This window comes from Alcanivorax nanhaiticus (assembly GCF_000756665.1).
GTDB lineage: Bacteria > Pseudomonadota > Gammaproteobacteria > Pseudomonadales > Alcanivoracaceae > Alcanivorax > Alcanivorax nanhaiticus.
This window is the reverse complement of the sequence record NZ_ARXV01000009.1, coordinates 74,042-94,126: the sequence shown is the minus strand read 5'-3', so window position 1 is coordinate 94,126 and position 20,085 is coordinate 74,042. Positions and strand designations below refer to the sequence as shown.

General features: G+C 56.1%; 20 protein-coding genes. 15 read left to right on the top strand and 5 right to left on the bottom strand.

Going from position 1 to position 20,085, the window contains the following annotated elements; translation table 11 throughout:
• Window positions 1-314 precede the first annotated feature (314 nt).
• From Y5S_RS12200 to Y5S_RS12185, 4 genes are all read left to right on the top strand, one after another.
• Window positions 315-908 (top strand): ATP-dependent zinc protease family protein, encoded by a 594-nt coding sequence (locus Y5S_RS12200; protein WP_081939756.1) that lies wholly within the window; start codon window positions 315-317, stop codon window positions 906-908.
• Window positions 908-2,443: an inactive transglutaminase family protein gene (locus Y5S_RS12195; protein ID WP_035233322.1), complete on the top strand. Its 1,536-nt coding sequence runs from the start codon at window positions 908-910 to the stop codon at window positions 2,441-2,443. The genes Y5S_RS12200 and Y5S_RS12195 overlap by 1 nt, the downstream gene beginning before the upstream one ends.
• Entirely contained in the window at window positions 2,443-3,438 is a 996-nt protein-coding gene (locus tag Y5S_RS12190) for an alpha-L-glutamate ligase-like protein (RefSeq protein ID WP_035233321.1), read from the top strand. The genes Y5S_RS12195 and Y5S_RS12190 overlap by 1 nt, the downstream gene beginning before the upstream one ends.
• 63 nt (window positions 3,439-3,501) lie before the next feature.
• Window positions 3,502-5,343, top strand: coding sequence for a sulfatase-like hydrolase/transferase (locus Y5S_RS12185; protein ID WP_035233320.1), 1,842 nt, complete (start codon window positions 3,502-3,504; stop codon window positions 5,341-5,343).
• A gap of 11 nt (window positions 5,344-5,354) precedes the next feature.
• Here the strand turns inward: Y5S_RS12185 and Y5S_RS12180 are convergent, their stop codons facing one another.
• Entirely contained in the window at window positions 5,355-6,302 is a 948-nt protein-coding gene (locus tag Y5S_RS12180; RefSeq protein WP_035233319.1) for a metallophosphoesterase, read from the bottom strand.
• A gap of 179 nt (window positions 6,303-6,481) precedes the next feature.
• On the opposite strand from Y5S_RS12180, the gene Y5S_RS12175 reads away from it, so the two are divergent.
• The 6 genes from Y5S_RS12175 to glnG all read left to right on the top strand — a co-directional run bounded on the left by Y5S_RS12175 (window position 6,482) and on the right by glnG (window position 13,060).
• Window positions 6,482-7,567 (top strand): tRNA (5-methylaminomethyl-2-thiouridylate)-methyltransferase, encoded by a 1,086-nt coding sequence (locus tag Y5S_RS12175; protein WP_035233317.1) that lies wholly within the window; start codon window positions 6,482-6,484, stop codon window positions 7,565-7,567.
• Between the two features lie 4 nt (window positions 7,568-7,571).
• Window positions 7,572-7,823 carry a sulfurtransferase TusA family protein gene (locus Y5S_RS12170; protein WP_035233376.1) on the top strand — a complete coding sequence of 84 codons (252 nt, stop codon included), beginning with the start codon at window positions 7,572-7,574 and terminating at the stop codon, window positions 7,821-7,823.
• Window positions 7,824-8,051: 228 nt separating this feature from the next.
• Window positions 8,052-9,458 (top strand): glutamate--ammonia ligase, encoded by a 1,407-nt coding sequence (gene glnA, locus Y5S_RS12165; RefSeq protein WP_035233316.1) that lies wholly within the window; start codon window positions 8,052-8,054, stop codon window positions 9,456-9,458.
• A gap of 162 nt (window positions 9,459-9,620) precedes the next feature.
• The gene (locus Y5S_RS12160; RefSeq protein ID WP_035233315.1) at window positions 9,621-10,340 is read left to right on the top strand and encodes a DUF4124 domain-containing protein; all 720 of its coding nucleotides are present in this window, start codon (window positions 9,621-9,623) and stop codon (window positions 10,338-10,340) included.
• Between the two features lie 169 nt (window positions 10,341-10,509).
• Complete coding sequence (gene glnL, locus Y5S_RS12155; RefSeq protein ID WP_197055141.1) at window positions 10,510-11,595, top strand: nitrogen regulation protein NR(II); 1,086 nt, start codon at window positions 10,510-10,512, stop codon at window positions 11,593-11,595.
• Window positions 11,596-11,629: 34 nt separating this feature from the next.
• Window positions 11,630-13,060, top strand: coding sequence for a nitrogen regulation protein NR(I) (glnG, locus tag Y5S_RS12150; protein WP_035233314.1), 1,431 nt, complete (start codon window positions 11,630-11,632; stop codon window positions 13,058-13,060).
• Between the two features lie 153 nt (window positions 13,061-13,213).
• Here the strand turns inward: glnG and Y5S_RS12145 are convergent, their stop codons facing one another.
• The gene (locus tag Y5S_RS12145; protein WP_035233313.1) at window positions 13,214-13,675 is read right to left on the bottom strand and encodes a nuclear transport factor 2 family protein; all 462 of its coding nucleotides are present in this window, start codon (window positions 13,673-13,675) and stop codon (window positions 13,214-13,216) included.
• On the opposite strand from Y5S_RS12145, the gene pip reads away from it, so the two are divergent.
• The 5 genes from pip to Y5S_RS12120 all read left to right on the top strand — a co-directional run bounded on the left by pip (window position 13,674) and on the right by Y5S_RS12120 (window position 18,624).
• Window positions 13,674-14,597 (top strand): prolyl aminopeptidase, encoded by a 924-nt coding sequence (gene pip / locus Y5S_RS12140; RefSeq protein WP_035233312.1) that lies wholly within the window; start codon window positions 13,674-13,676, stop codon window positions 14,595-14,597. The two genes, Y5S_RS12145 and pip, sit on opposite strands and share 2 nt — an antisense overlap.
• Window positions 14,594-15,031 (top strand): D-aminoacyl-tRNA deacylase, encoded by a 438-nt coding sequence (dtd, locus tag Y5S_RS12135; RefSeq protein ID WP_035233311.1) that lies wholly within the window; start codon window positions 14,594-14,596, stop codon window positions 15,029-15,031. The genes pip and dtd overlap by 4 nt, the downstream gene beginning before the upstream one ends.
• 182 nt (window positions 15,032-15,213) lie before the next feature.
• Window positions 15,214-15,696, top strand: coding sequence for a DUF3015 domain-containing protein (locus Y5S_RS12130; RefSeq protein WP_035233310.1), 483 nt, complete (start codon window positions 15,214-15,216; stop codon window positions 15,694-15,696).
• A gap of 175 nt (window positions 15,697-15,871) precedes the next feature.
• A complete protein-coding gene (locus Y5S_RS12125; protein ID WP_035233309.1) occupies window positions 15,872-17,692 on the top strand; it encodes an Lnb N-terminal periplasmic domain-containing protein in 1,821 nt (606 codons plus the stop codon).
• The gene (locus Y5S_RS12120; RefSeq protein WP_035233308.1) at window positions 17,671-18,624 is read left to right on the top strand and encodes an alpha/beta hydrolase; all 954 of its coding nucleotides are present in this window, start codon (window positions 17,671-17,673) and stop codon (window positions 18,622-18,624) included. The genes Y5S_RS12125 and Y5S_RS12120 overlap by 22 nt, the downstream gene beginning before the upstream one ends.
• A gap of 76 nt (window positions 18,625-18,700) precedes the next feature.
• Here Y5S_RS12120 and tatC read toward each other — a convergent pair whose 3' ends face one another.
• From tatC to tatA, 3 genes are read right to left on the bottom strand one after another with little or no spacing between them, the layout of a single operon-like run.
• The gene (gene tatC / locus Y5S_RS12115) at window positions 18,701-19,450 is read right to left on the bottom strand and encodes a twin-arginine translocase subunit TatC (RefSeq protein WP_035233307.1); all 750 of its coding nucleotides are present in this window, start codon (window positions 19,448-19,450) and stop codon (window positions 18,701-18,703) included.
• Entirely contained in the window at window positions 19,443-19,793 is a 351-nt protein-coding gene (gene tatB, locus Y5S_RS12110) for a Sec-independent protein translocase protein TatB (protein WP_052041573.1), read from the bottom strand. The genes tatC and tatB overlap by 8 nt, the downstream gene beginning before the upstream one ends.
• 30 nt (window positions 19,794-19,823) lie before the next feature.
• Complete coding sequence (gene tatA, locus Y5S_RS12105; RefSeq protein ID WP_035233306.1) at window positions 19,824-20,051, bottom strand: Sec-independent protein translocase subunit TatA; 228 nt, start codon at window positions 20,049-20,051, stop codon at window positions 19,824-19,826.
• Between the last annotated feature and the right edge of the window lie 34 nt (window positions 20,052-20,085).

Below are 20,085 nucleotides of genomic sequence, written 5' to 3'. Positions count from 1 at the left end.
AGTGAAGAATGAGCGAGCCCCATCTGGGGGTCGCAGGGGCGCGCATTATAGCAGCGCCAGAGGCTGGCGATACCCCGTCTGTCAGGGTTTCTCCTTGTGTTGGAGCCATTAGGTTGGTCTCCAGGGTCAGAGGTTGCCGTCACAGCAACCGGTGGAGGGCCGGAATGTGATCTACTTCAAGAATTAAGGCTTGTTCCTGCGAACCGGGATTCGATGTCCTAGAATGGCGCAACCTTTTTGACTCGATTCAGTCACAGAGGGTGCTCTCAGGTCGGCTTGCCGGGCTATAACGCTTTTACTTTCAGGTTGTTATGATGCGATTTCCACTTTTGCTGCTGTTGGTCGGATATGTGCTGAGTGCACAGGCAGCAGGCCCTGCCAGCAAGGTGATTTACGGCTTGAACGAGAATGTCCAGCTGCGCGAAATCGGAGTGACGGTGCCGGCCAAGCTTGATACTGGAGCCGAGTCCGCTTCCCTGAGTGCGCGGAATATAAAAATCTTTGAGCTCGACGATCAGGATATGGTCGAGTTTGACCTTGCCCTGAGCAAGGAAGAACGTGACCGGCTGGGGATCACCCGTGAGCAGTGGGATGATATCCAGCTTCCGCTGGTAGGCCATGTGCGTATCAAACGTCTTGCAGAGAGTCTCGTAGAGGAAGAAAGAGGGTACAATCGTCGGCCTATGGTCATGCTGACGGTGTGCATGGGCAGACGGGCAGAGCAGATTGAGGTGAATCTGACCGATCGCAGTGATTTTAGTTATCCGCTGCTTATCGGTGCTGATGCCCTTAAACGCCTGGGAGCGGTGGTGGATCCGTCATTGAAGATGACGGCGGGTTCCCCTCGCTGCACTTTGGATATGGATGAACAACTCGACGCGACGACGGAGGCTGCCGAGGCGCAATAATGGGTTCAGTGAAGTTTCAGGCTCGCGTTCTGGCGCTGGCACTATTTCTGTTGGGATTGGGCAGCATTCTTTATCAGGTCTATGTTCAGCATGTTCCCCTGAGTCAGGACGAGAAGGACCCCGTTTGGGTCATTGATGCGCAGGTAGGCTTTTCTGCCCGGCCCAACAAGCCGGTCAAGGTGCGGATGTTTGTGCCACCACTGGGTAGTGGTTTCACTACCTTGAATGAGAGCTTCATTTCCAATAACTACGGCGTCAACGTGAACGAGGAGAAGGGTAACCGTCAGGTGACCTGGTCTTCCCGTCGCGCTGAGGGTCGCCAGTTTCTCTATTACCGTTTGATGCTGACCCACCGCTACGCGGAAACCCGTGAAGTGGAACCTGGCCCGCAGTTCCGTCAGGCTCCTAATATCGAAGGGCCTGACCGTCTGGCGGCAGAAGCGTTGCTGGAGCCGATTCGGCAACATTCTGCGGATGTGGAAACCTTCATCCGGGAAACCATCAAGCGCGTTAACGAGCTGCAAAATGACAACGCTCAGCTGCTTCTCGGTAGTGATGTCAGTGCACGCAATCGTGCCCGCGTCATTGATTTGCTGCTGGGCCTGTCGCATATCCCCATAGAGCCGGTACACACTCTGCGGCTTGCCGAGTCTCAGGAACAGGAGCCTGAGCTGTGGCTGCGTAGCTATAACGGTCGACAGTGGTTGTACTTTAACCCCATGAATGGTCAGCAGGGGCTGCCGGAAGATCGCTTGGTCTGGTGGCGAGGCTGGGAGCCGCTGATGCAGGTCGATGGCGGCAAATCTGCGGATATGGTGTTCAGTGTGCATCGCAACGAGATGAGTGCGTTGCAGCTGGCGCAAACCCTGCGTCTCAAGGATGCCAGCAGCTTTATCGACTTCTCGCTTTATGAATTGCCGCTGCCGGCACAGCAGTTGTATCGCACCCTGATCATGATCCCCATCGGGGTGATCCTGGTGCTGCTGATGCGATCGCTGGTGGGCATGGAAACGTTGGGTACTTTTACGCCGGTACTGATTGCCCTGGCCTTCAGGGAAACCCAGGTGATCTATGGCGTGCTGCTGTTTGTGTTCATTACTGCGCTGGGCTTGTCGTTACGATCTTATCTTGAGCATCTCAAATTACAGTTATTACCCCGGTTGTCGGTGGTGCTTACCTTTGTGGTAATGGTGATGGCGCTGATGAGTTTGCTGGGCTACAAGCTGGGCATCGGCTCTGGATTGTCCGTGGGTTTGTTCCCCATGGTGGTATTAACCATGGTTATCGAACGAACCTCCATCGTGTGGGAAGAGCGGGGTGGTTCCCAGTCGTTGAAGATCGGTATGGGAACCTTGTTTGTGGCGGTGCTGAGCCACTTGCTGATGGTCTGGCAGCCACTGACCTATTTTGTCTTCACTTTCCCGGGCGTATTGCTGTGTGTGGCGGCCTTTATGGTGATGATGGGCCACTATCGGGGCTATCGCGTCACTGAGCTGGTTCGTTTCCGCGCCATGGTGGATGGAGATAAGCACTGATGTTCTGGTCGAAGACCCGCAAGGCGCTGCGTGCCCGTGGTGTGATGGGGATCAACCAGCGCAATGGTGACTACATTCTGCGCTACAACAAACGCAGTCTCTATCCTTTGGTGGATGACAAGCTCAAGACCAAGAAGATGGCCCTCGAGGCGGGCATTCGGGTGCCTGAACTGTACGGTGCTATCCGCACTGAACAGGGTATCAGCACCTTGCGCAAGGTAGTGGATACTCATCGCGATTTTGTCATCAAGCCGGCCCAGGGCGCGGGTGGTGATGGCATCATGGTGATTGCTGATCGCTTCGAGCATTACTTCCGTTCCGCTTCCGGTCGCATCATTACTCAGGACGAGCTGGAGCATCACATCTCGGGAATCCTGTCCGGCATCTATTCGCTGGGAGGTCATCGGGATGAGGCGCTGATCGAATACCGGGTGCGCTCCACCGAACTGTTCAACCGCATCAGCTATGAAGGTGTGCCGGATATCCGCATCATCGTGCTCAAGGGCTACCCGGTAGCGGCGATGCTGCGTTTGCCCACCAGGCAGTCCCAGGGCAAGGCCAACCTCCATCAGGGTGCCATAGGTGTAGGACTGGATCTGTCCACCGGGGTAACCCTGGGGGGCACCTGGCACAATCAGCGTATCGAACGCCATCCGGATACCGCCAATGCGGTTGCCGGGCTGACCGTGCCGGACTGGGAAGATTGTCTGGCCCTGGCGGCCCGTTGTTATGACCTGACGGGGCTGGGTTATCTTGGGGTGGATCTGGTCATGGATCGCGATCACGGCCCAATGATGCTGGAACTGAATGCCCGGCCCGGCCTGAATATCCAGATTGCCATGGATGATGGCCTGCTGCGCCGCTGTGGCATTGTCGAAAAGCACCTGGATGCACTGAAAGGGGAAGACCGCCCGGCGGCGGAACGTGTGGAATTTTCAAAACAACAATTCGCCGTGGCGGGTGTCGTACCGCAGGCAGCAGAAGAACAACAATAAATTAAGTTTTCCTTAAGTCGGGCAATGCAAGGTTTCCCGATGGATTTCTTTTGGTGATGCATTATGCAGCGAGCTACTGCCTCCGAGGCCCGCTTGCGGGCGTTTTACCTGGCGAACCTTCTACTCCTGTTTGTTATTCAGTTGTATACCGCGCGAACGGCATTGCCAGGTTTGCCCGCAGACGGGAGACTGTTTCTGCTGACGGCGGCGCTGGGGTATTCAGCGCTGTATGTGGGCCTGATTGCCGGGCTCTGTCGCCTACTCGGTCTGGTGCTGGGCCGTCGTCTTGAGCAGATGGTGGCGTTGCTGGTCCTGTCCCTGTTGACGATCCTGTTGCTGGTGGATAGTCAGATTTATGGCATGTATGGCTTTCATCTTAATGGCTTTGTCTGGAATCTGATCACCACACCCGGAGGTATTGAATCCATGGGGGGCAGTGCGTCAACGTCACTCACGGTGGCGGTGATTTGCCTGCTGGTGCTGATGATTCAGGGAGCTGTGCTGCTACTGACTCGCTTCCGTCCCGTGCCAGGACTGCGTTATATGGCTGCGATCCTGTTGCTGTGTATGGTGGGGGAGAGGGCTGTGTATGGTTTCAGCCATCTTAAGGGTTACCGCCCGGTGCTGATGGCGGCCCAGTCCGTACCCTTCTATCAGCCCACTACCTTTCGGCGTGTGGCAGAGGAATGGGGCGTTGAAATGACGCGTGGTAGTGATTTGCAGGCCGATGTGAAAGGCCGTCTCGATTACCCCGGAAACCCTGTTCAGCTGATTGATGACGCGGCTCGCCCCAATGTCATGATCCTGGTGGCGGAGTCCTTGCGTTGGGACATGCTGACACCGGAAATCATGCCAAATCTGTGGGGTTTTGCCGAAAAGCATGGTACCCGTTTCACTGACCATATCAGTGGGGGCAATGGTACTCGTATGGGAATTTTCAGTCTGTTCTATGGGCTCCCCGGCAATTATTGGTTCAGCGTTCTGGATGAACGCCGCTCGCCGGTGGTGATGGATCTGTTGCAGGAAGAAGATTACCGGCTGGGTTTGTTTACCAGTGCCAATTTTAGCTATCCGGAATTTGATCGCACCGTGTTCGTCAATGTGCCAAAAGAAAGCATGGTGAGTGATGATAACGAAGAGGGCTGGAAGCGGGATCGTCGCAATGTGACGCGCTTGTTGAAATGGATGGGTGCCAATCCAGACGGGCAGCCTTTCATGGGATTCATGTTCTTTGAATCTGCCCATGCTCGTTATTACTTCCCCGAGGAGAGTGTGATCCGGGAAGATTATCTGCCAGACATGAACTACGCGACCATGGATCTGGAAAAGGATATTGGCGGTATCTTCAATCGTTATGTCAACGCCTCCCACCATCTCGACCAGCAGTTGGGCCGGGTGTTGTCAGAGCTGGAAGAGCGAGGTCGTCTGAAAGATACGATAGTGATTATTACAGGCGATCATGGGGAGGAGTTCATGGAAAATGGCCGCTGGGGGCACAATTCTGAATTCCATCGGCAGCAGATCCATGTGCCGCTAGTGATGGCGGTGCCGGGGCGCCCTCCAGGTGTTGTGTCACGCCCCACCAGTCATCTGGATGTGATGCCCACTTTGCTGCCCTTGCTGGGAGTGACTAATCCTGCGTCGGATTACGCGATTGGTACGTCCCTTTTCGCGCCACGCCGTGATCAGAGCTATCGGCTGGTTGCCAGCTGGGATGCACTCGCCTATGTGGGTGAGGACTACAAGGTAGCTATGCCCTTGAAGGCCGGAGGCTTGTCTGAGATGACCATCAGTCGAGTGAACGATCTGCCTCCTGAGGATGAGGGCGTGGTGCTTGCGAAGCTCAGTGATGCGCTGGCGTCGGTGCTCAAGGATATTTCGCGGTTTTTTAACAGGAGCGGATAGTGAAATGCCGCTTATCTTACGCCTTCTCCATGCTGGGTGCCTTGCCATAGCAAGGTGATTAATGGGGCCTCACGGTTGCCGAGAACACTATAAAACCGGTAGTCCACAGTGAGCCTGTCACCCCTGTTCTCGATGTCCAGAGTCAGTAGTCCATGGGTGGCGCGGGTGAAGTGCTGTTTGTCACTGCCGGGCCCGAGATCATTATTGATGCTGGCTGATCCGGAGATCAGCTGGCGTGTGCCTTGGTATTCACCTTCATCAGACAGGATGTGGTCATGTCCGCTCATGATCAGATCCAGGTGCCCAACCAGCTTGTGCTTCAAACCCAGATTGATCATCTCTCCTGCGTTGCCGTGAGAGCCTGTGCTGTACATGGGGTGATGGGTAAAGACCAGGCTGAGTCGGCAGTGTTGTTGCTGTGCCTGCGTCTTGCTGCTCTCCAGCCAATTTCCTTGGCGATGTAAGTGATACCACTTTTCGAACCAGGTGGTTTCCAGGCTGAAGGCGCAAGCATCGGGCCAGCTTTCAAAATAGTAGAAATGGGGGAAATGGATCAGTGGGTGGCGCCTTGCCACTTCCAGCCAGGCGTCCCCGCTCTGCTTCCAGTCATGGTTACCCAGTACCAGATAGACCGGAATGCCTGCATCCAGTGCGGGTTTCAGAGTGGGCAGGAAGCGCGTTTCGATCAGTGGATCGTCGGGGCTGCTGATACCATCCGGATAGACCAGATCACCGAGATAGCGAATCTGGTTGCATCGCAGTTCTACCATGGCTGAGCCGATGGTGAGAGCTGGCTCGTTACTCCAGCCCGCATCCCCGATGACGCAGATACGTTGCCCGGCCAGTGGTTGCTTATGAATAAGCCAGGGGGCCTGGGGAGTGTGCCACCACCAGATCTGGGCGACACTGATGGCCAACATAGTGATAGTCAGCCCCAGGCTGCGAAGTCGGAATTGCATAGTGTGGGTCGGTGATTGATAGTCGAGAACGGCAGTGTGGTGAGTCACTGTGACGTGCAAGTGACAGACGGTGGTCGTGGAGGATGCGTGAAAACCGGGCGATTGCTATACTTCGCCGCCCAATTTTCAGGCTCAGGGCGTTGCAGGTTTTATGCGCCACTGACAGGCAGGTTTATTTCATGACTGAGGCAACCCAACCGATTCAGCGTCGAGCCATCGCGCTGGTGTCCGGCGGACTGGATTCCATGCTGGCTGTGAAGGTAATGCAGGAGCAGGGAATCGAGGTGGAAGGGGTAAACTTCTTCACCGGTTTTTGTGTGGAAGGCCATACCCACGCGATCCGCAAGAAAGACAAGGACAAAGACAAGCGTAACAACGCTTTGTGGGTGGCCGAGCAGTTGGGCATCAAGATGCACATCATTGATATCTCCGAGGAGTACAAGGATGTGGTGCTTAACCCCAAGCACGGTTATGGCGCTAACCTGAACCCCTGCCTGGATTGCAAGATTTTCATGGTTAACCAGGCTACGCTGATGATTAACAAGGCGCGTGAATTCGCCGGTGATCGAGGCTTCGACTTCATTGTTACAGGCGAAGTCATTGGCCAGCGCCCGAAGAGTCAGCGTAAGGAAACCATGCCGATCATTAGCCAGGAATCCGGTGCGGATGACCGTCTGCTGCGCCCGCTGTGTGCCAAGAATCTGCCAGCGACCCTGCCGGAGCGGGAGGGCTGGGTGAACCGCGATGAGTTGTTCGATTTCTCTGGCCGTAATCGCAAGCCGCAAATGGCGTTGGCCAAACATTTTGGGCTGGATGACTTTGCCCAGCCAGCTGGCGGCTGTTGCTTCCTGACGGATGAGTCTTATTCCAACAAGCTGGCAGATTTGTGGAAGGCCCGTAATGAGCGGCGCTATGAGCTGGATGACATCATGCTGCTCAAGGTAGGGCGCCACCTGCGGCCCAAGCCCCATTACAAGCTGATCATTAGCCGTGAGGAAGGTGAGAACCGTTTCCTGGAAGGCTACCGCTATATGTTCACCAGCATCACCACGGTAAGTTGCCCCGGCCCCTTGGCGCTGGTGGATGGCAATTTCGAGAACGAAGAAGAGCTTCAGCAGGCTGCTGCTATTGTGGCGCGCTACTCGAAAGGCCGGGTTCAGGATGAAGTGACCCTTGAAATACGTCAGGCAGATGGAGTGGCCCGTCAGGTGACCGTCAAACCGGCGCTGCCCGATGATGTCCCCGTGGCCTGGAATGTGGGGTGACGATATGTCTGATGTGATTCATGAGCTGGATACCCGCCGCCTGCTGTGCCCGATGCCGGTCATCAAGACCCAGAACAAGGTGCGAACCCTGCAGACCGGAGATCAGTTGCGGGTTATCAGCACAGACCCGGGTTCCTTGAATGATATCCCGGCTTGGTGCCGTATCAATGGCCATGAGGTGCTGGAAACCGGGGAGCAGGGGCATGAGGTTTATGTGCTTCTGCGAGTCGGTGAAGACAATGGCGCACTGTTTTAGTGCTTTTCGATCTCTATGTGTTCCGATATGGTGCATTCGTGTGGTGCATCCCCCGTTAAACCCCAGAGAAAAGGCGTGATGCGCTAAAAAAGGGCTGGCATGGTATTTGCCTCCCTATTGGCAAAGCAGGCCGACTGGCCGAGAATACCGGCTCTCTGTATTGCTCCATACCGGTGCAGTAGAGAAAGTCAGAGACAAACCCGCTGTTCCTTAGGAGGACGCACGACAATGTCTGAAAAGACCCTCAAGCTGATTAAAGAAAACGATGTGAAATGGGTGGACCTGCGCTTCACCGATAGCCGTGGTAAGGAGCAGCACGTTACTCTGCCAGTGGGTGAGATCGACGAAGATTTCTTCACCGACGGCAAAATGTTCGATGGCTCCTCCATCGCCGGCTGGAAAGGCATCAACGAATCCGACATGGTGATGATGCCTGACGACGCCAGCGCCGTACTGGACCCGTTCACTGACGTGGCTACTCTGAACCTGCGTTGCGACATTCTCGAGCCGAACACCATGACCGGTTACGAGCGTGACCCGCGTTCCGTTGCCAAGCGCGCTGAAGAGTACCTGAAGTCCACCGGTATCGCTGACTCTGCCCTGTTCGGTCCGGAGCCGGAGTTCTTCGTATTCGATTCCGTACAGTGGAAATCCGACATGCAGGGTTCCATGTACAACATCCACTCCGAAGAAGCTGCGTGGGTTTCCCACGAAGACTTCGAAGGTGGCAACATTGGTCACCGTCCGGGCGTGAAAGGCGGCTACTTCCCGGTTCCGCCGGTAGACAGCCTGCACGACCTGCGTGGCGCCATGTGTTCTGCCATGGAGTCCATGGGTCTGAAGATCGAAGTACACCACCACGAAGTGGGTACTGCTGGTCAGTGTGAGATCGGCGTTGGCGCCAACACCCTGACTGCCAAGGCTGACGAAGTACAGATCCTCAAGTACTGCGTACACAACGTGGCTCACGCCTACGGCAAGACCGCTACCTTCATGCCCAAGCCGCTGATCGGTGATAACGGTTCCGGTATGCACGTTCACGTGTCTCTGGCCAAAGACGGCAAGAACCTGTTCGCAGGCGACGGCTATGCTGGTCTGTCCGACGAAGCCCTGTACTTCATCGGCGGTATCATCAAGCACGCTCGCGCCCTGAACGCCTTCACCAACGGTTCCACCAACTCTTACAAGCGTCTGGTGCCCGGCTTCGAAGCTCCGGTAATGCTGGCTTACTCTGCCCGTAACCGTTCTGCTTCCATCCGTATTCCGTTCGTGAGCAGCGCCAAGGCTCGTCGTATCGAAGCGCGCTTCCCTGATCCTTCTGCCAACCCCTACCTGTGCTTCGCGGCACTGCTGATGGCTGGCCTGGACGGTATCAAGAACAAGCTGCACCCTGGCGATGCCATGGACAAGGATCTCTACGATCTGCCGGCTGAAGAAGCGAAAGACATCCCGACTGTGGCGCACACCCTGACCATGGCTCTGGATTGCCTGGAAGCTGACATGGACTTCCTGACCGAAGGTGATGTATTCACCAAGGACATGATCGACGGCTACATCTCCCTGAAGCGTGGTGAGATCGAGCGTCTGAACATGACTCCGCACCCGGTTGAGTTCGACATGTACTACTCCTGCTAATTTCTTCGGAAACTGGCAGTTAAAAAGCCCCCGCTTGTCGGGGGCTTTTTTTATGCGTCAGATTCACGGCAAGCGGCTTGGGTGCAGAAAATTGAGCAATTAGCCCTTTCCTCTTGTCCAACCAGGGGACAGAATCGGGTAATCAGATCATGGAGAGGCATTATGAGAATGCAATGGAGCTTGCTGCTGGGTCTGCTTGTACTGGCAGGGGTGGGTTTTGCTGCAGAAGCATCGGAGAAGCCGGCCAGCGGGATTTACCGCAGTGTGGATGCCAATGGCAATGTGGTGTTTACCGACCAGCAGCCAGAGGGAGTGGAGTCTGAAGAGGTTCAGCTGCGGGAGATGAACACCGTACCTATAAAACAGGTGGATTTGAGCGATATTGGCTCTTCCAGTGACGAGGAAGAGACGTCGTCGCTGTTCAAGGGATATTCCTCTCTCAAGATTACTTCGCCGGCCAACGAGTCCACCGTGAGAAACCCGGAAGCTGCGGTGATGGTGACAGTCGAATTGGAGCCTGCGCTTCGTTCTGGTGATTCACTGGTGCTTTATGTGGATGGTGTGGCGCAGCCAGGGATGAGTATTGAGGCACCGGAGCGAGGCGGGCATGCGTTGGTGGTCAAGGTGCTTGATAGTGACGGTCAGGTACTGATTTCTTCCTCGGCGGTGGAATTCTATGTGCACCGCAGTACGGCCAGTGATTTCAGGCATCGCCCTGACCGCAATGGGGCGACCGCAGATGTGGGTGGCGCCGCTGATCGTGGCAATGCTGCCGGTGTAGGTGGCGGTGCCAGTGCGGGTGGTAGTGCCAATGTGGGAGGGGCGGCAGATCGTGCCTCCCCTGCTCGTCCTGCCCTGCCGCGACCCACTCCGCGCAACTAAATTGCACCTTTGTGGTGCATATTCCTATCCCTTCTCGATACACTTCTTTCAACGGCTGGCGTGAAGCGCACACCTGAACCTGAAACAGGGCGATTTAACGGTGCGCGTAAGGTGGCCTGATAATTGCTTATGCCCTGTTATGGGCCAATAGTTGAAAGGTGGTGTCATTTTGCACAAACGGTTGCTGGATAACCTGCGCACTGCGGTGGTCATGCTCGATAGTGAGCTGCGCGTGCGTTACCTGAATCCGGCGGCAGAGATGCTGCTGGCGACCAGTGCCGTGCGAGCGGTGGGCCAGACCCTCCCTGAATACTTCTACGATGATGCGGATGCCCGTGCTGCACTTGAGCAGTGCATTGAGGATGAGCACCCGTTCACCCGACGTGAGGCCAGGCTTTCCGTGGCCCCGGGCTATGAAGTCACGGTGGATTACTCCGTGAGCCCGATTAACGAACCCGGTCAGCCCTTGTGTCTGTTGCTTGAATTGCAGGCGCTGGACAGGTTGCTGCGGATTACCCGTGAAGAGGCGCTGTTGCATGCGCATCAGGCTACTCGGGCATTGGTGCGAGGGGTGGCCCATGAGATCAAGAATCCGCTGGGGGGTATCCGCGGTGCAGCCCAGTTACTGGAGCGGGCATTGCCTGATCCCGAGCTGACTGAATACACCAAGGTCATCATCGATGAGGCGGATCGTTTGCGGAATGTGGCGGACCGCATGCTGGGACCGCGCAAGCCTCCCCAGTTCCGACCGGTGAATGTGCACGAGTGTCTGGAGCATGTTCGGCAACTGTTGTTGGCCGAGCATCCCGTTGGGGTGGCGATCTGGCGCGATTACGACATCAGTTTGCCGGATGTGGTGGCCGACCGGGATCAGTTGATCCAGGTATTACTCAACCTGATTCGCAATGCGACCCAGGCTTTACTGGAGTCAGCTACCGAAAATGCCCGGATTATCATGCGAACGCGGGTGCTGCGTCAGTTCACGATTGGCGCGCTGCGGCACCGTCTGGTGTTGCGAGTCGACGTCATTGATAACGGCCCGGGGATTGATCCTGAAGTGCAGGAAACGCTGTTCTATCCCATGGTGAGTGGCCGTGCAGCGGGTACCGGGTTGGGGTTGTCGATTGCCCAGTCCATCATCAGTCAGCATCACGGCCTGATTGAATGTGAGAGCGTACCGGGCGAAACCATATTCAGTATTCTGCTGCCCATGGAGCAGCCGGATGAAGTCGAAAAAGAGAATGTTGCGTTATGAGTAAAAAAATCGGAAATCCACGGAGAGGCTGGTCATGAGTGTAAGTATCTGGGTTGTAGACGATGACCGCTCCATTCGTTGGGTATTGGAAAAAGCACTGAGCCAGGAAGGCTATGCCGTGACCTGTTTCGAGGATGCCGATGAGGCGCTGAATACCTTGGAGGAGGGGGGGAGTGAGCCCCAGGTTCTGATCAGTGATGTGCGTATGCCGGGGACCGATGGGTTGCGCATGCTGAAGATTCTGCAGCGCAAGAATCCGGATCTTCCAGTGATTATCATGACCGCGCATTCGGATCTGGATTCTGCAGTGGCGTCTTATCAGGGCGGCGCATTTGAATACCTTCCCAAGCCCTTTGACGTGGATGAAGCGGTTGCACTGGTGCGCCGCGCCATCAAGCATCGTGAAGAAACCCAGGAAGGCTTTCCGGCTGCCGTAGAAGAAGCTCCTACAGAGATCATTGGCGAAGCGCCTGCCATGCAGGAAGTGTTTCGTGCCATTGGCCGCCTTAGCCATTCCAATGTGACCGTGTTGATCAATGGTCAATCCGGTACCGGTAAGGAGTTGGTGGCTCGGGCCCTGCACAGGCATTCCATGCGCCGTGAGAAAAATTTTGTGGCCTTGAATATGGCTGCGATCCCCAAGGACCTCATTGAGTCAGAGCTGTTTGGCCATGAGAAGGGGGCGTTTACCGGCGCTAACAATCAGCGCGTTGGCCGCTTTGAGCAGGCAAACGGCGGGACCCTGTTCCTGGATGAAATCGGTGATATGCCGTTGGAGGCACAGACTCGTTTGCTGCGGGTGCTGCAGGAAAACGAGTTCTACCGTGTGGGTGGTACCACGCCAATCCATGTTGATGTACGCATTATTGCTGCGACCCACCAGGATCTGGAAAAGCTGGTGAAAGAAGGTGATTTTCGTGAGGATTTATTCCACCGTCTAAACGTTATCCGTATCCATATTCCGCGCTTGTCCGAGCGGCGCGAAGACATTCCCCGGTTGGCCAATTATTTTCTGCAGCGGGCCGCCAGTGAGCTGGGTGTGGAGCCCAAGGTGCTGCACAAGGACACGGAAAAATATCTGGCGGCGCAGCCTTGGCAGGGGAATGTTCGCCAGCTGGAGAATACCTGTCGTTGGCTGACAGTGATGGCTTCTGGCCGTGAGGTGCTGGTAGATGACTTGCCGCCGGAGCTGAAAGAAGTGGTGGCAAGCAAGGGTGGCGATGTCAGTGGCGACTGGCTCAAGTCCCTGCGCAACTGGGCTGACCGTGCACTGTCTCAAGGCGAGCGTGGCATCCTTGAGCAGGCTGTTCCGGGATTCGAGCGCACCATGATCGAAGTCGCTCTGCAACATACGGGTGGCCGCAAGCGAGATGCTGCTGCACTATTGGGTTGGGGCCGTAATACCCTGACTCGCAAGATCAAGGAGCTCGACATGGAAGGCGAGCTTGGGAGTGATGACGACTGAAAGGCAGTTAACAGCGGCGCGATAGCGCGTTGTTGTGACTTGCCAGTATGAGGCCGCGCCACAGAATGTGGGTGCGGCCTTTTGCGTTTTAATAAAATAAATAAAAGAGAAACAAATGCTTGAAAGGCTGTGCCGGTCGGGCAGCCTTCACTGTCATTCGTAGACCCGGTTACTCTCCAGGCTCTCAATCTTCCAGTCGCCGTCCTTCACCCAGTGACTGTCCACCTGATAGCTGTCAGCGTTCTCCGGCAGTACGTTCCTGCCTCCCCACACCAGAGCGGTGAATCGTGCCCGAGCGGTGTTGCCGCCGGGGGCGATTTCTATCTGGATACCTGCCAGGGTGAGCTGGCGTTTGGGGTAACGGAAAAAAAGACCGACGAGTGTGCGCTGCAGTGTTTGGCGATCCATGGCCTGGCCGCGGTGGATGACAGCCGAGTCGGTTAATCTGTCCATGATGGTGCCGGTGTCCCCGGTTTCAACGGCCTCTTCCAATTCCGCAAGTGCGGCACGGATAGCTTCTTCAGGGGGCGAATCCTGGCACCCGCTGATCAGTAGTTGCAGTGCAATCATCAACAGGTATGCTGCTGTTTTAGGTCTGGACAAGACTGCACTCATGTCACTGTTTCCTTTTCTTGATTGTCGTCAGCAATTGTATCTGCCGGTGGGTGATGGGCACCAACTCTATGTGGAAGAGAGCGGCAACCCTGACGGTATACCGGTTGTGGTGCTTCATGGCGGTCCGGGGGGCGGCAGCTCTCCCATGCAACGGCGTTTTTTTGATCCGGAACAGTTTCGCATCATTCTGCTGGACCAGCGTGGGGCAGGACAAAGCCGACCGCTGGCCTGCACCGAGCACAATACCACAGCCGATCTGATCAGCGACCTGGAAAAGGTTCGCCAGCATTTTGATATTGACCGCTGGATGTTGTTCGGCGGTTCATGGGGGGTGACTTTGGCGCTGGCGTATGCGGTGGCCTGCCCGCAACGGGTCACAGGGATGGTGCTTCGTGGTGTGTTTCTGTGTCGTCAGCAGGATATGGACTGGTTATATACCGCTTCCGGGGCGGCGCGACTTTTTCCGCGGGAATGGCAAGCGGTGAACGCGCCGGTGGCATCCCTGCAGGGCTCCTTGCTGCAGCGGTATTCAACTGCGCTGGGCGGTGACGATGCGCGGGAATATGCGCGCCATTGGTGTAATTGGGAAGCGGTGCTGGCGGGGATGATGCCGTCGCCTGCGGGTAGGGGAAGTGATGATGAACTCTGCATGGCAATGCAGGAGGTGCATTACTTCCTGGCGGGTGGGTTTCTCGACCAACCTTTACTGGAAGCCTGTGCCGGTAGCGTGATTCCTGTGGAAATAGTGCATGGTGATCGGGACTTTGTGTGCCCGATGGATCAGGCGGAAAGCCTGCATCAGGTACTGCCAAATAGTGTGCTGACAAGGGTGGCTGGTGGTGCGCATTCCGCTTCACACCCTGCCATTGCCCAGGCTCTGGTGGCGGCGGTTCAGCGGTTGACCAAAAGGATAACAGCGTGAAAGTGTTGCTACAGCGAGTCCGTGAAGCTTGTGTTGAGGTCGATGGCAATGTGGTGGGAAAGATTGAGCGGGGCCTGTTGCTGTTGATCGGTATCGAGGCGCACGATGATGAGCCTCTGGTTGAGCGGATGGCGCAACGGATTGTGGGATATCGGGTGTTTGCCGATGAGGCCGGCAAGATGAATCTGGATGTGCGCGATGCAGGAGGAGCCCTGTTGGCGGTGTCCCAGTTTACCCTGGCTGCAGATACGCGAAAGGGGCGTCGCCCCAGCTTCTCCTGTGCTGCCGAGCCGGAGCAGGGGAGGCGCCTTTATGAATATTGCGTGCGGTGTCTACGGGATGAGGGGGTGGATGTTGCAACGGGTATTTTCGCTGCGGACATGCAGGTGCATCTGATAAATGATGGGCCGGTCACATTTTTGCTGGAGTTGTGACCGAAAGCGACAATCGTGTTGCAAAGGTGGTTTCCTTGTTTATGATGAGATCAGTTACCTGGAACGGGTGACGGGGAGAGCGCTGTTCTGTGGCTGTTCATTCGACGGAAGCAGCAGTGCGATGCAGGCAGGTATGTTCTGCATCCCCAGGGATGATTTATAAAAACTTGGAGGTACTCAGGATGAAAAAGACTTTGATTGCTGCTGCCATGTTGGGCGCATCTACTTCTGCAATGGCCGTAGCCCCGGGTGGCCCGGGTTGTGGCTGGGGTAACATGCTGTTTGAAGGCCAGTCCGGTATGCCCATGCACCTGCTGGCAACCCTGGTAAACGGCACTTCCGGTAACGCTACCTTCGGTATGACTACTGGTACCAACGGTTGTGACACTAGTGGTTCTCTGTCTTATAGCGGTTCCAGCCTGCTGGGCATGACCGGTGTGATGGAAGAAGTGGCTCAGGATATGGCTACCGGTGAAGGCGAAGCCCTGACCGCTCTGTCTGTTTCCATGGGTATCGAAGCGTCTGATCGTGCTCACTTCAACGCGGTAATGCACGAAAACTTCGCAGCTATCTTCCCGCATCAGGACGTGACCGCTGATGAAGTAATGGCTTCCATTACTGACGTAATGAAGAAAGACGACAGCCTGTCCAAGTACCTTGCCTAAGGTCTGCGTTCAGGTTTGACGCAAAGCCCCGCCGCTGGCGGGGCTTTGTTTGTCTGGTGCTCCTGTTTTGCCAGACAGATCAAGGATCCTCTGAATAACGCCTTGCACGCTGAGCACGCAAGGCGTTATTCAAAGGCTCCCAAGAATCCTTCTTGCCGGTTTTACGGACTTTTCAATGCGTGCGGTATTCCTGAGTATTCTGCTGTGCTGCAGCACTGCGGTTTTTGCTTCTCCCTCGGACAAGGAACTTGCTGCACAGCCCCGCTGGCAGGCGTTGTTGCATATCAATCCGGGTGCAACCTTGAGAGATCGTCATCGCAGTTATGTGGATGATGAGCAATTTTTCCTCTCTGAATCCGGTAAGGACGATGCCCTTGCCGAGCTGGTGGCCAGCCGTGATGCACTGTCGCAGTCAGGGGCCGAGGCGCGATGTCGTTTCCCTGCGCGCTACCGGTTCCTTTCTGAGCAGCTTGGCTGGCAAGATTCAGCACCTTTTTCCCATTGCTCGGGGTATCTGGAGTGGCGCCAGGCGGTGACGGCGAAACGTGCTGTGCTGGTTTTTCCTGCGGCCTACCTCAACAGCCCATCCTCCATGTTTGGGCATACCCTGTTACGGCTGGACCAAGGTGAGGATTCTGCCGTCTGGTTGTCCTGGGCGGTAAACTTTGGCGCCGTTGCCATGGCGGACGACAATTCGTTTTTCTATATCTATCGGGGGCTGGCAGGAGGTTATCCCGGACGGTTTGCCCTAGTGCCCTATGTGCAGAAGATCCAGGAATATTCGCACATGGAAAACCGCGATATGTGGGAATACACCCTGGATCTGGATCAGCAGGAACTGGATTGGCTGATCGATCATCTGTGGGAATTGAAGGATATCAATTTCGACTATTATTTTTTCGATGAGAATTGCTCTTTTCGGTTGCTGGAGCTAATGGAGGTGGCGCGCCCCGGCTCCCACCTGCTGGATGAGTTGCGCTTCGCTGAAGTGCCGGTCAACACAGTGCGGGCGCTGGATGAAGGGGGCTTTATCAGTGAGCGCCACTATCGTCCTTCCAAGGCGGTGGAGCTGGATAACCTTCGTCTCCTGCTAAGTGGCCGCCAGCAAGGATTGGCTCGCCGTCTTGCAGACGACCCGTCGTTGCTGGAAAGTGAGGCGTTCCTGGCGAATAGCGAGGAGGATCAGGCTCTCATGGTGACGGTGGCCTACCGTTTTCTGCGCCTGAGATACCGTAAAGAGGACCGTACTGACAAGGTGGCCGGCGACTCCTTTGCGTTGCTTTCGGCCATGAATCGTCTCCCCTCCGTTACGGTACCTGAGACGGTGGGTGCGCAACCGCCGGAAGGCGGTCACGGCACTCAGATGCTGGCGGCAAGCGGTGGGCAGCGTGAAGGCAATCAGGATTTTGGTGAGATCAGCTACCGCCTCACTTACCATGATTTGCTCGATAACCCTTATGGCTTCCTGCGCGGAGCCCAGATTGAGGGTGTCGATATGACGCTACGCAGCACTGAGTCAGGTGACCCGAAACTGGAAGAGCTGGGGGTGGTGAGTATTCGCTCCATGGCACCCCGCAATCGCTTTATCAAGCCTTTGAGCTGGTATGTAGAAGGCGGGTTGGAGCGAGCCTGGGCAGGACGGCGCCGGCTGGTCCGCTATGTGCAGGGTGGTGCCGGTGCCAGTTGGCACTGGGGAAACTGGCAGCCTTATTTACTGTCCAGCTTTCGACTGGAGAATAACAGTGGGTTTGATGAATTTCTGACTCCGGGAGCCGGCCTGGATGGCGGTATGCTATATCGTCGGGGCAACTGGCAATGGCAATTGGGCAGCGTAGGCCACTATTTCACTAATGACGTCTATCGCTACACTTCAACGTTTGCTGTGCAGTGGGCCATGACCCGACAGCATGGGCTGAGGGCTTCCTTTGAACGGGAAGGCTGGCGTGGCGATGGCGACAACGAGTTCAAACTGCAATGGCGATGGTATTACGACTAGGATTGTTTGCGCTGGCAGCATTGATGCTGGCCGGCTGTAGCAAGCTGTTCTTCTATCCGATGACTCCCTGGGTGCAGAATCCGGAAAATCAGGGCCTCAAGTATGAGGATATTGTCCTGATCCATCCCCGCGGTCTGCGTATCCATGGCTGGTGGCTGCCGGCAGCGCGGGATGTGCCAGTAAAGGGTACGGTGTACTACCTGCATGGCAACGCTCAGAACATCAGTACCCATCTGGCCAATGTGCAGTGGCTGCCGGGGCGTGGTTATAACGTCTTTCTGCTGGATTACCGCGGCTATGGTTTGTCTGAAGGGAAGCCGCGACTACCGGACACCTATGCAGATGTACAGCTGGGGCTGGACTGGTTGCGTACCGCGCGCCGTACAGAGGGCCCCTTGGTGGTGTTTGGGCAGAGTCTCGGCGGAGCCATGGCCGCGACGGTTCTGGGAGAGGAGCAGAATGCGGGGGCGGCTGATTGTGTGGTGCTGGAAGCGGCTTTTGCAAGTTATCGGGATATCACCAATGACATCATGAAGACCAGTTGGCTGTTGTGGCCGCTGCGCTGGATGGTGGTGCCGGGTATGCCACAGCGAGAACAAGATCCAGAGCAGCGGATTGCAGGTATTTCGCCAGCGCCTCTGATGATCATGCACAGTGATGAGGATGAAGTGGTGCCTTACGCCCATGGCGAGCGTCTGTATGCGGCCGCACAGGCTCCAAAAGTCTTTCAACCGCTGCATGGCTCCCATGGTCAGAGCACCCGCGATCCCGCAGTGCAGCAGCGCATTATCGATTTCTTGAATGAAAATAGCTGTGCGGCCAAGGCTCCTGCAGTGAGAGATCCTGAGCCGGCTACGCCGTCGAGCCCGGTATTGCCACCGCTGGATCCCGCTTCACCGAATAAAGGGGCTGAGCGGGGTTACACGTTTTAGATAAACTTCTTACGTGTCAGCGCTGCGCAGCCATGAAAATGAGTATGCGAGGCGTCATTCAGTGACTGTTGGTGCCCTAATTCACTTTCGGCTGGTCGGCTTTTTTCTCGACCAGCCGTGCCGCGAGCAGCCCCATTTCAAACAGGAACCACATGGGGACGGCCAGCAGGGTTTGGCTGACTACATCCGGCGGTGTCAGCAGCATGCCGACGACAAAGCATCCCACCACCACGTAGGCTCGCGCACTACTGAGCTTTTTCACGGTCACAGCCCCGGTGCTGACTAACAGCACGATGGCGATGGGCAGTTCGAACGCGAGGCCAAACGCGAGGAACAGGGCCAGCACGAAATCCAGATAGCTGCTGATATCGGTGGTGACTGCCACGCCCTCCGGCGCAATGGCGGTAAAGAACTGGAACATCAACGGGAAGACCACGAAGTACGCGAAGGCGGCGCCGGCATAGAATAGCAGTACGCTGCTGGCCAACAGCGGTACGGCCAGCTTTTTCTCATGCTTGTACAGCCCCGGTGCGACGAAGGCCCACGCTTGATGGAGAATGAATGGCATGGCGGCAAACACGCTCAGATAAAGGGTCAGCTTGAAGGGGGCAAGGAAGGGGGATGCCACGCCGGTGGCAATCATGTTGGTCCCTTCCGGCATAGCGTCCATCAGCGGTTTGGCGACCAGGGTGTAGAGTTCCCGGGAAAAATAAAACAGGCACAGGAAGACAATAAAGATGGCCACCATGGCCTTGAGTAGCCGGTTGCGCAGTTCGAGCAGGTGGGCAATCAAGGGCTGGCCGGTGTCGGTGCTGGCATCAGTCATTGCGGTTCTGGTCCTGGGGCGAATCCGGTTTGATGCGGTTTTCTACCTGTTCAGCAGGTTGTCGGGCCTTGGCAATCTGCTCCGGGCTGAGCAGACTTTCCTTTGCTTCCCGGATGCTGTCTTCATCCAGCCCCATCTGGCGCATCTGCTTTTCCATGCGCTCACGCATGTCCTGGGTAACCGCTTCCCGCTCCAGTTCATTTTTTAGATGATTGAAGGTTGAGCGTGCACGGCCAAGCCAGTGGCCAATGGTCCGAGCCACAGTGGGCAGGCGCTCCGGACCGAGCACAACAAGACCGATGATGAAGATCAGTGTGAGTTCGGCGAAACCGATATCGAACATGACAGCCTCGGGGTCGGGGCAGGCGCAGTGTTATGCCTGATCCTTGTCTTTGGATTCCGTCTTTTCGGCGGTCTGCTTCTCGTCTTCTGAGAGGCGTTTTTGATCCTGCTCTTCTTCGCCATCCTTCATGGCGTTCTTGAAGCCTTTGACAGCACCTCCCAGATCGCCGCCTATGTTACGCAATTTTTTCGTTCCAAAAAGGAGAACGACGATGGCGAGAAGGATCAGTAACTGCCAGATGCTGATGCCGGATAACATGGGGTACTCTCCGCTTTTATTGGTGATTGCCTGC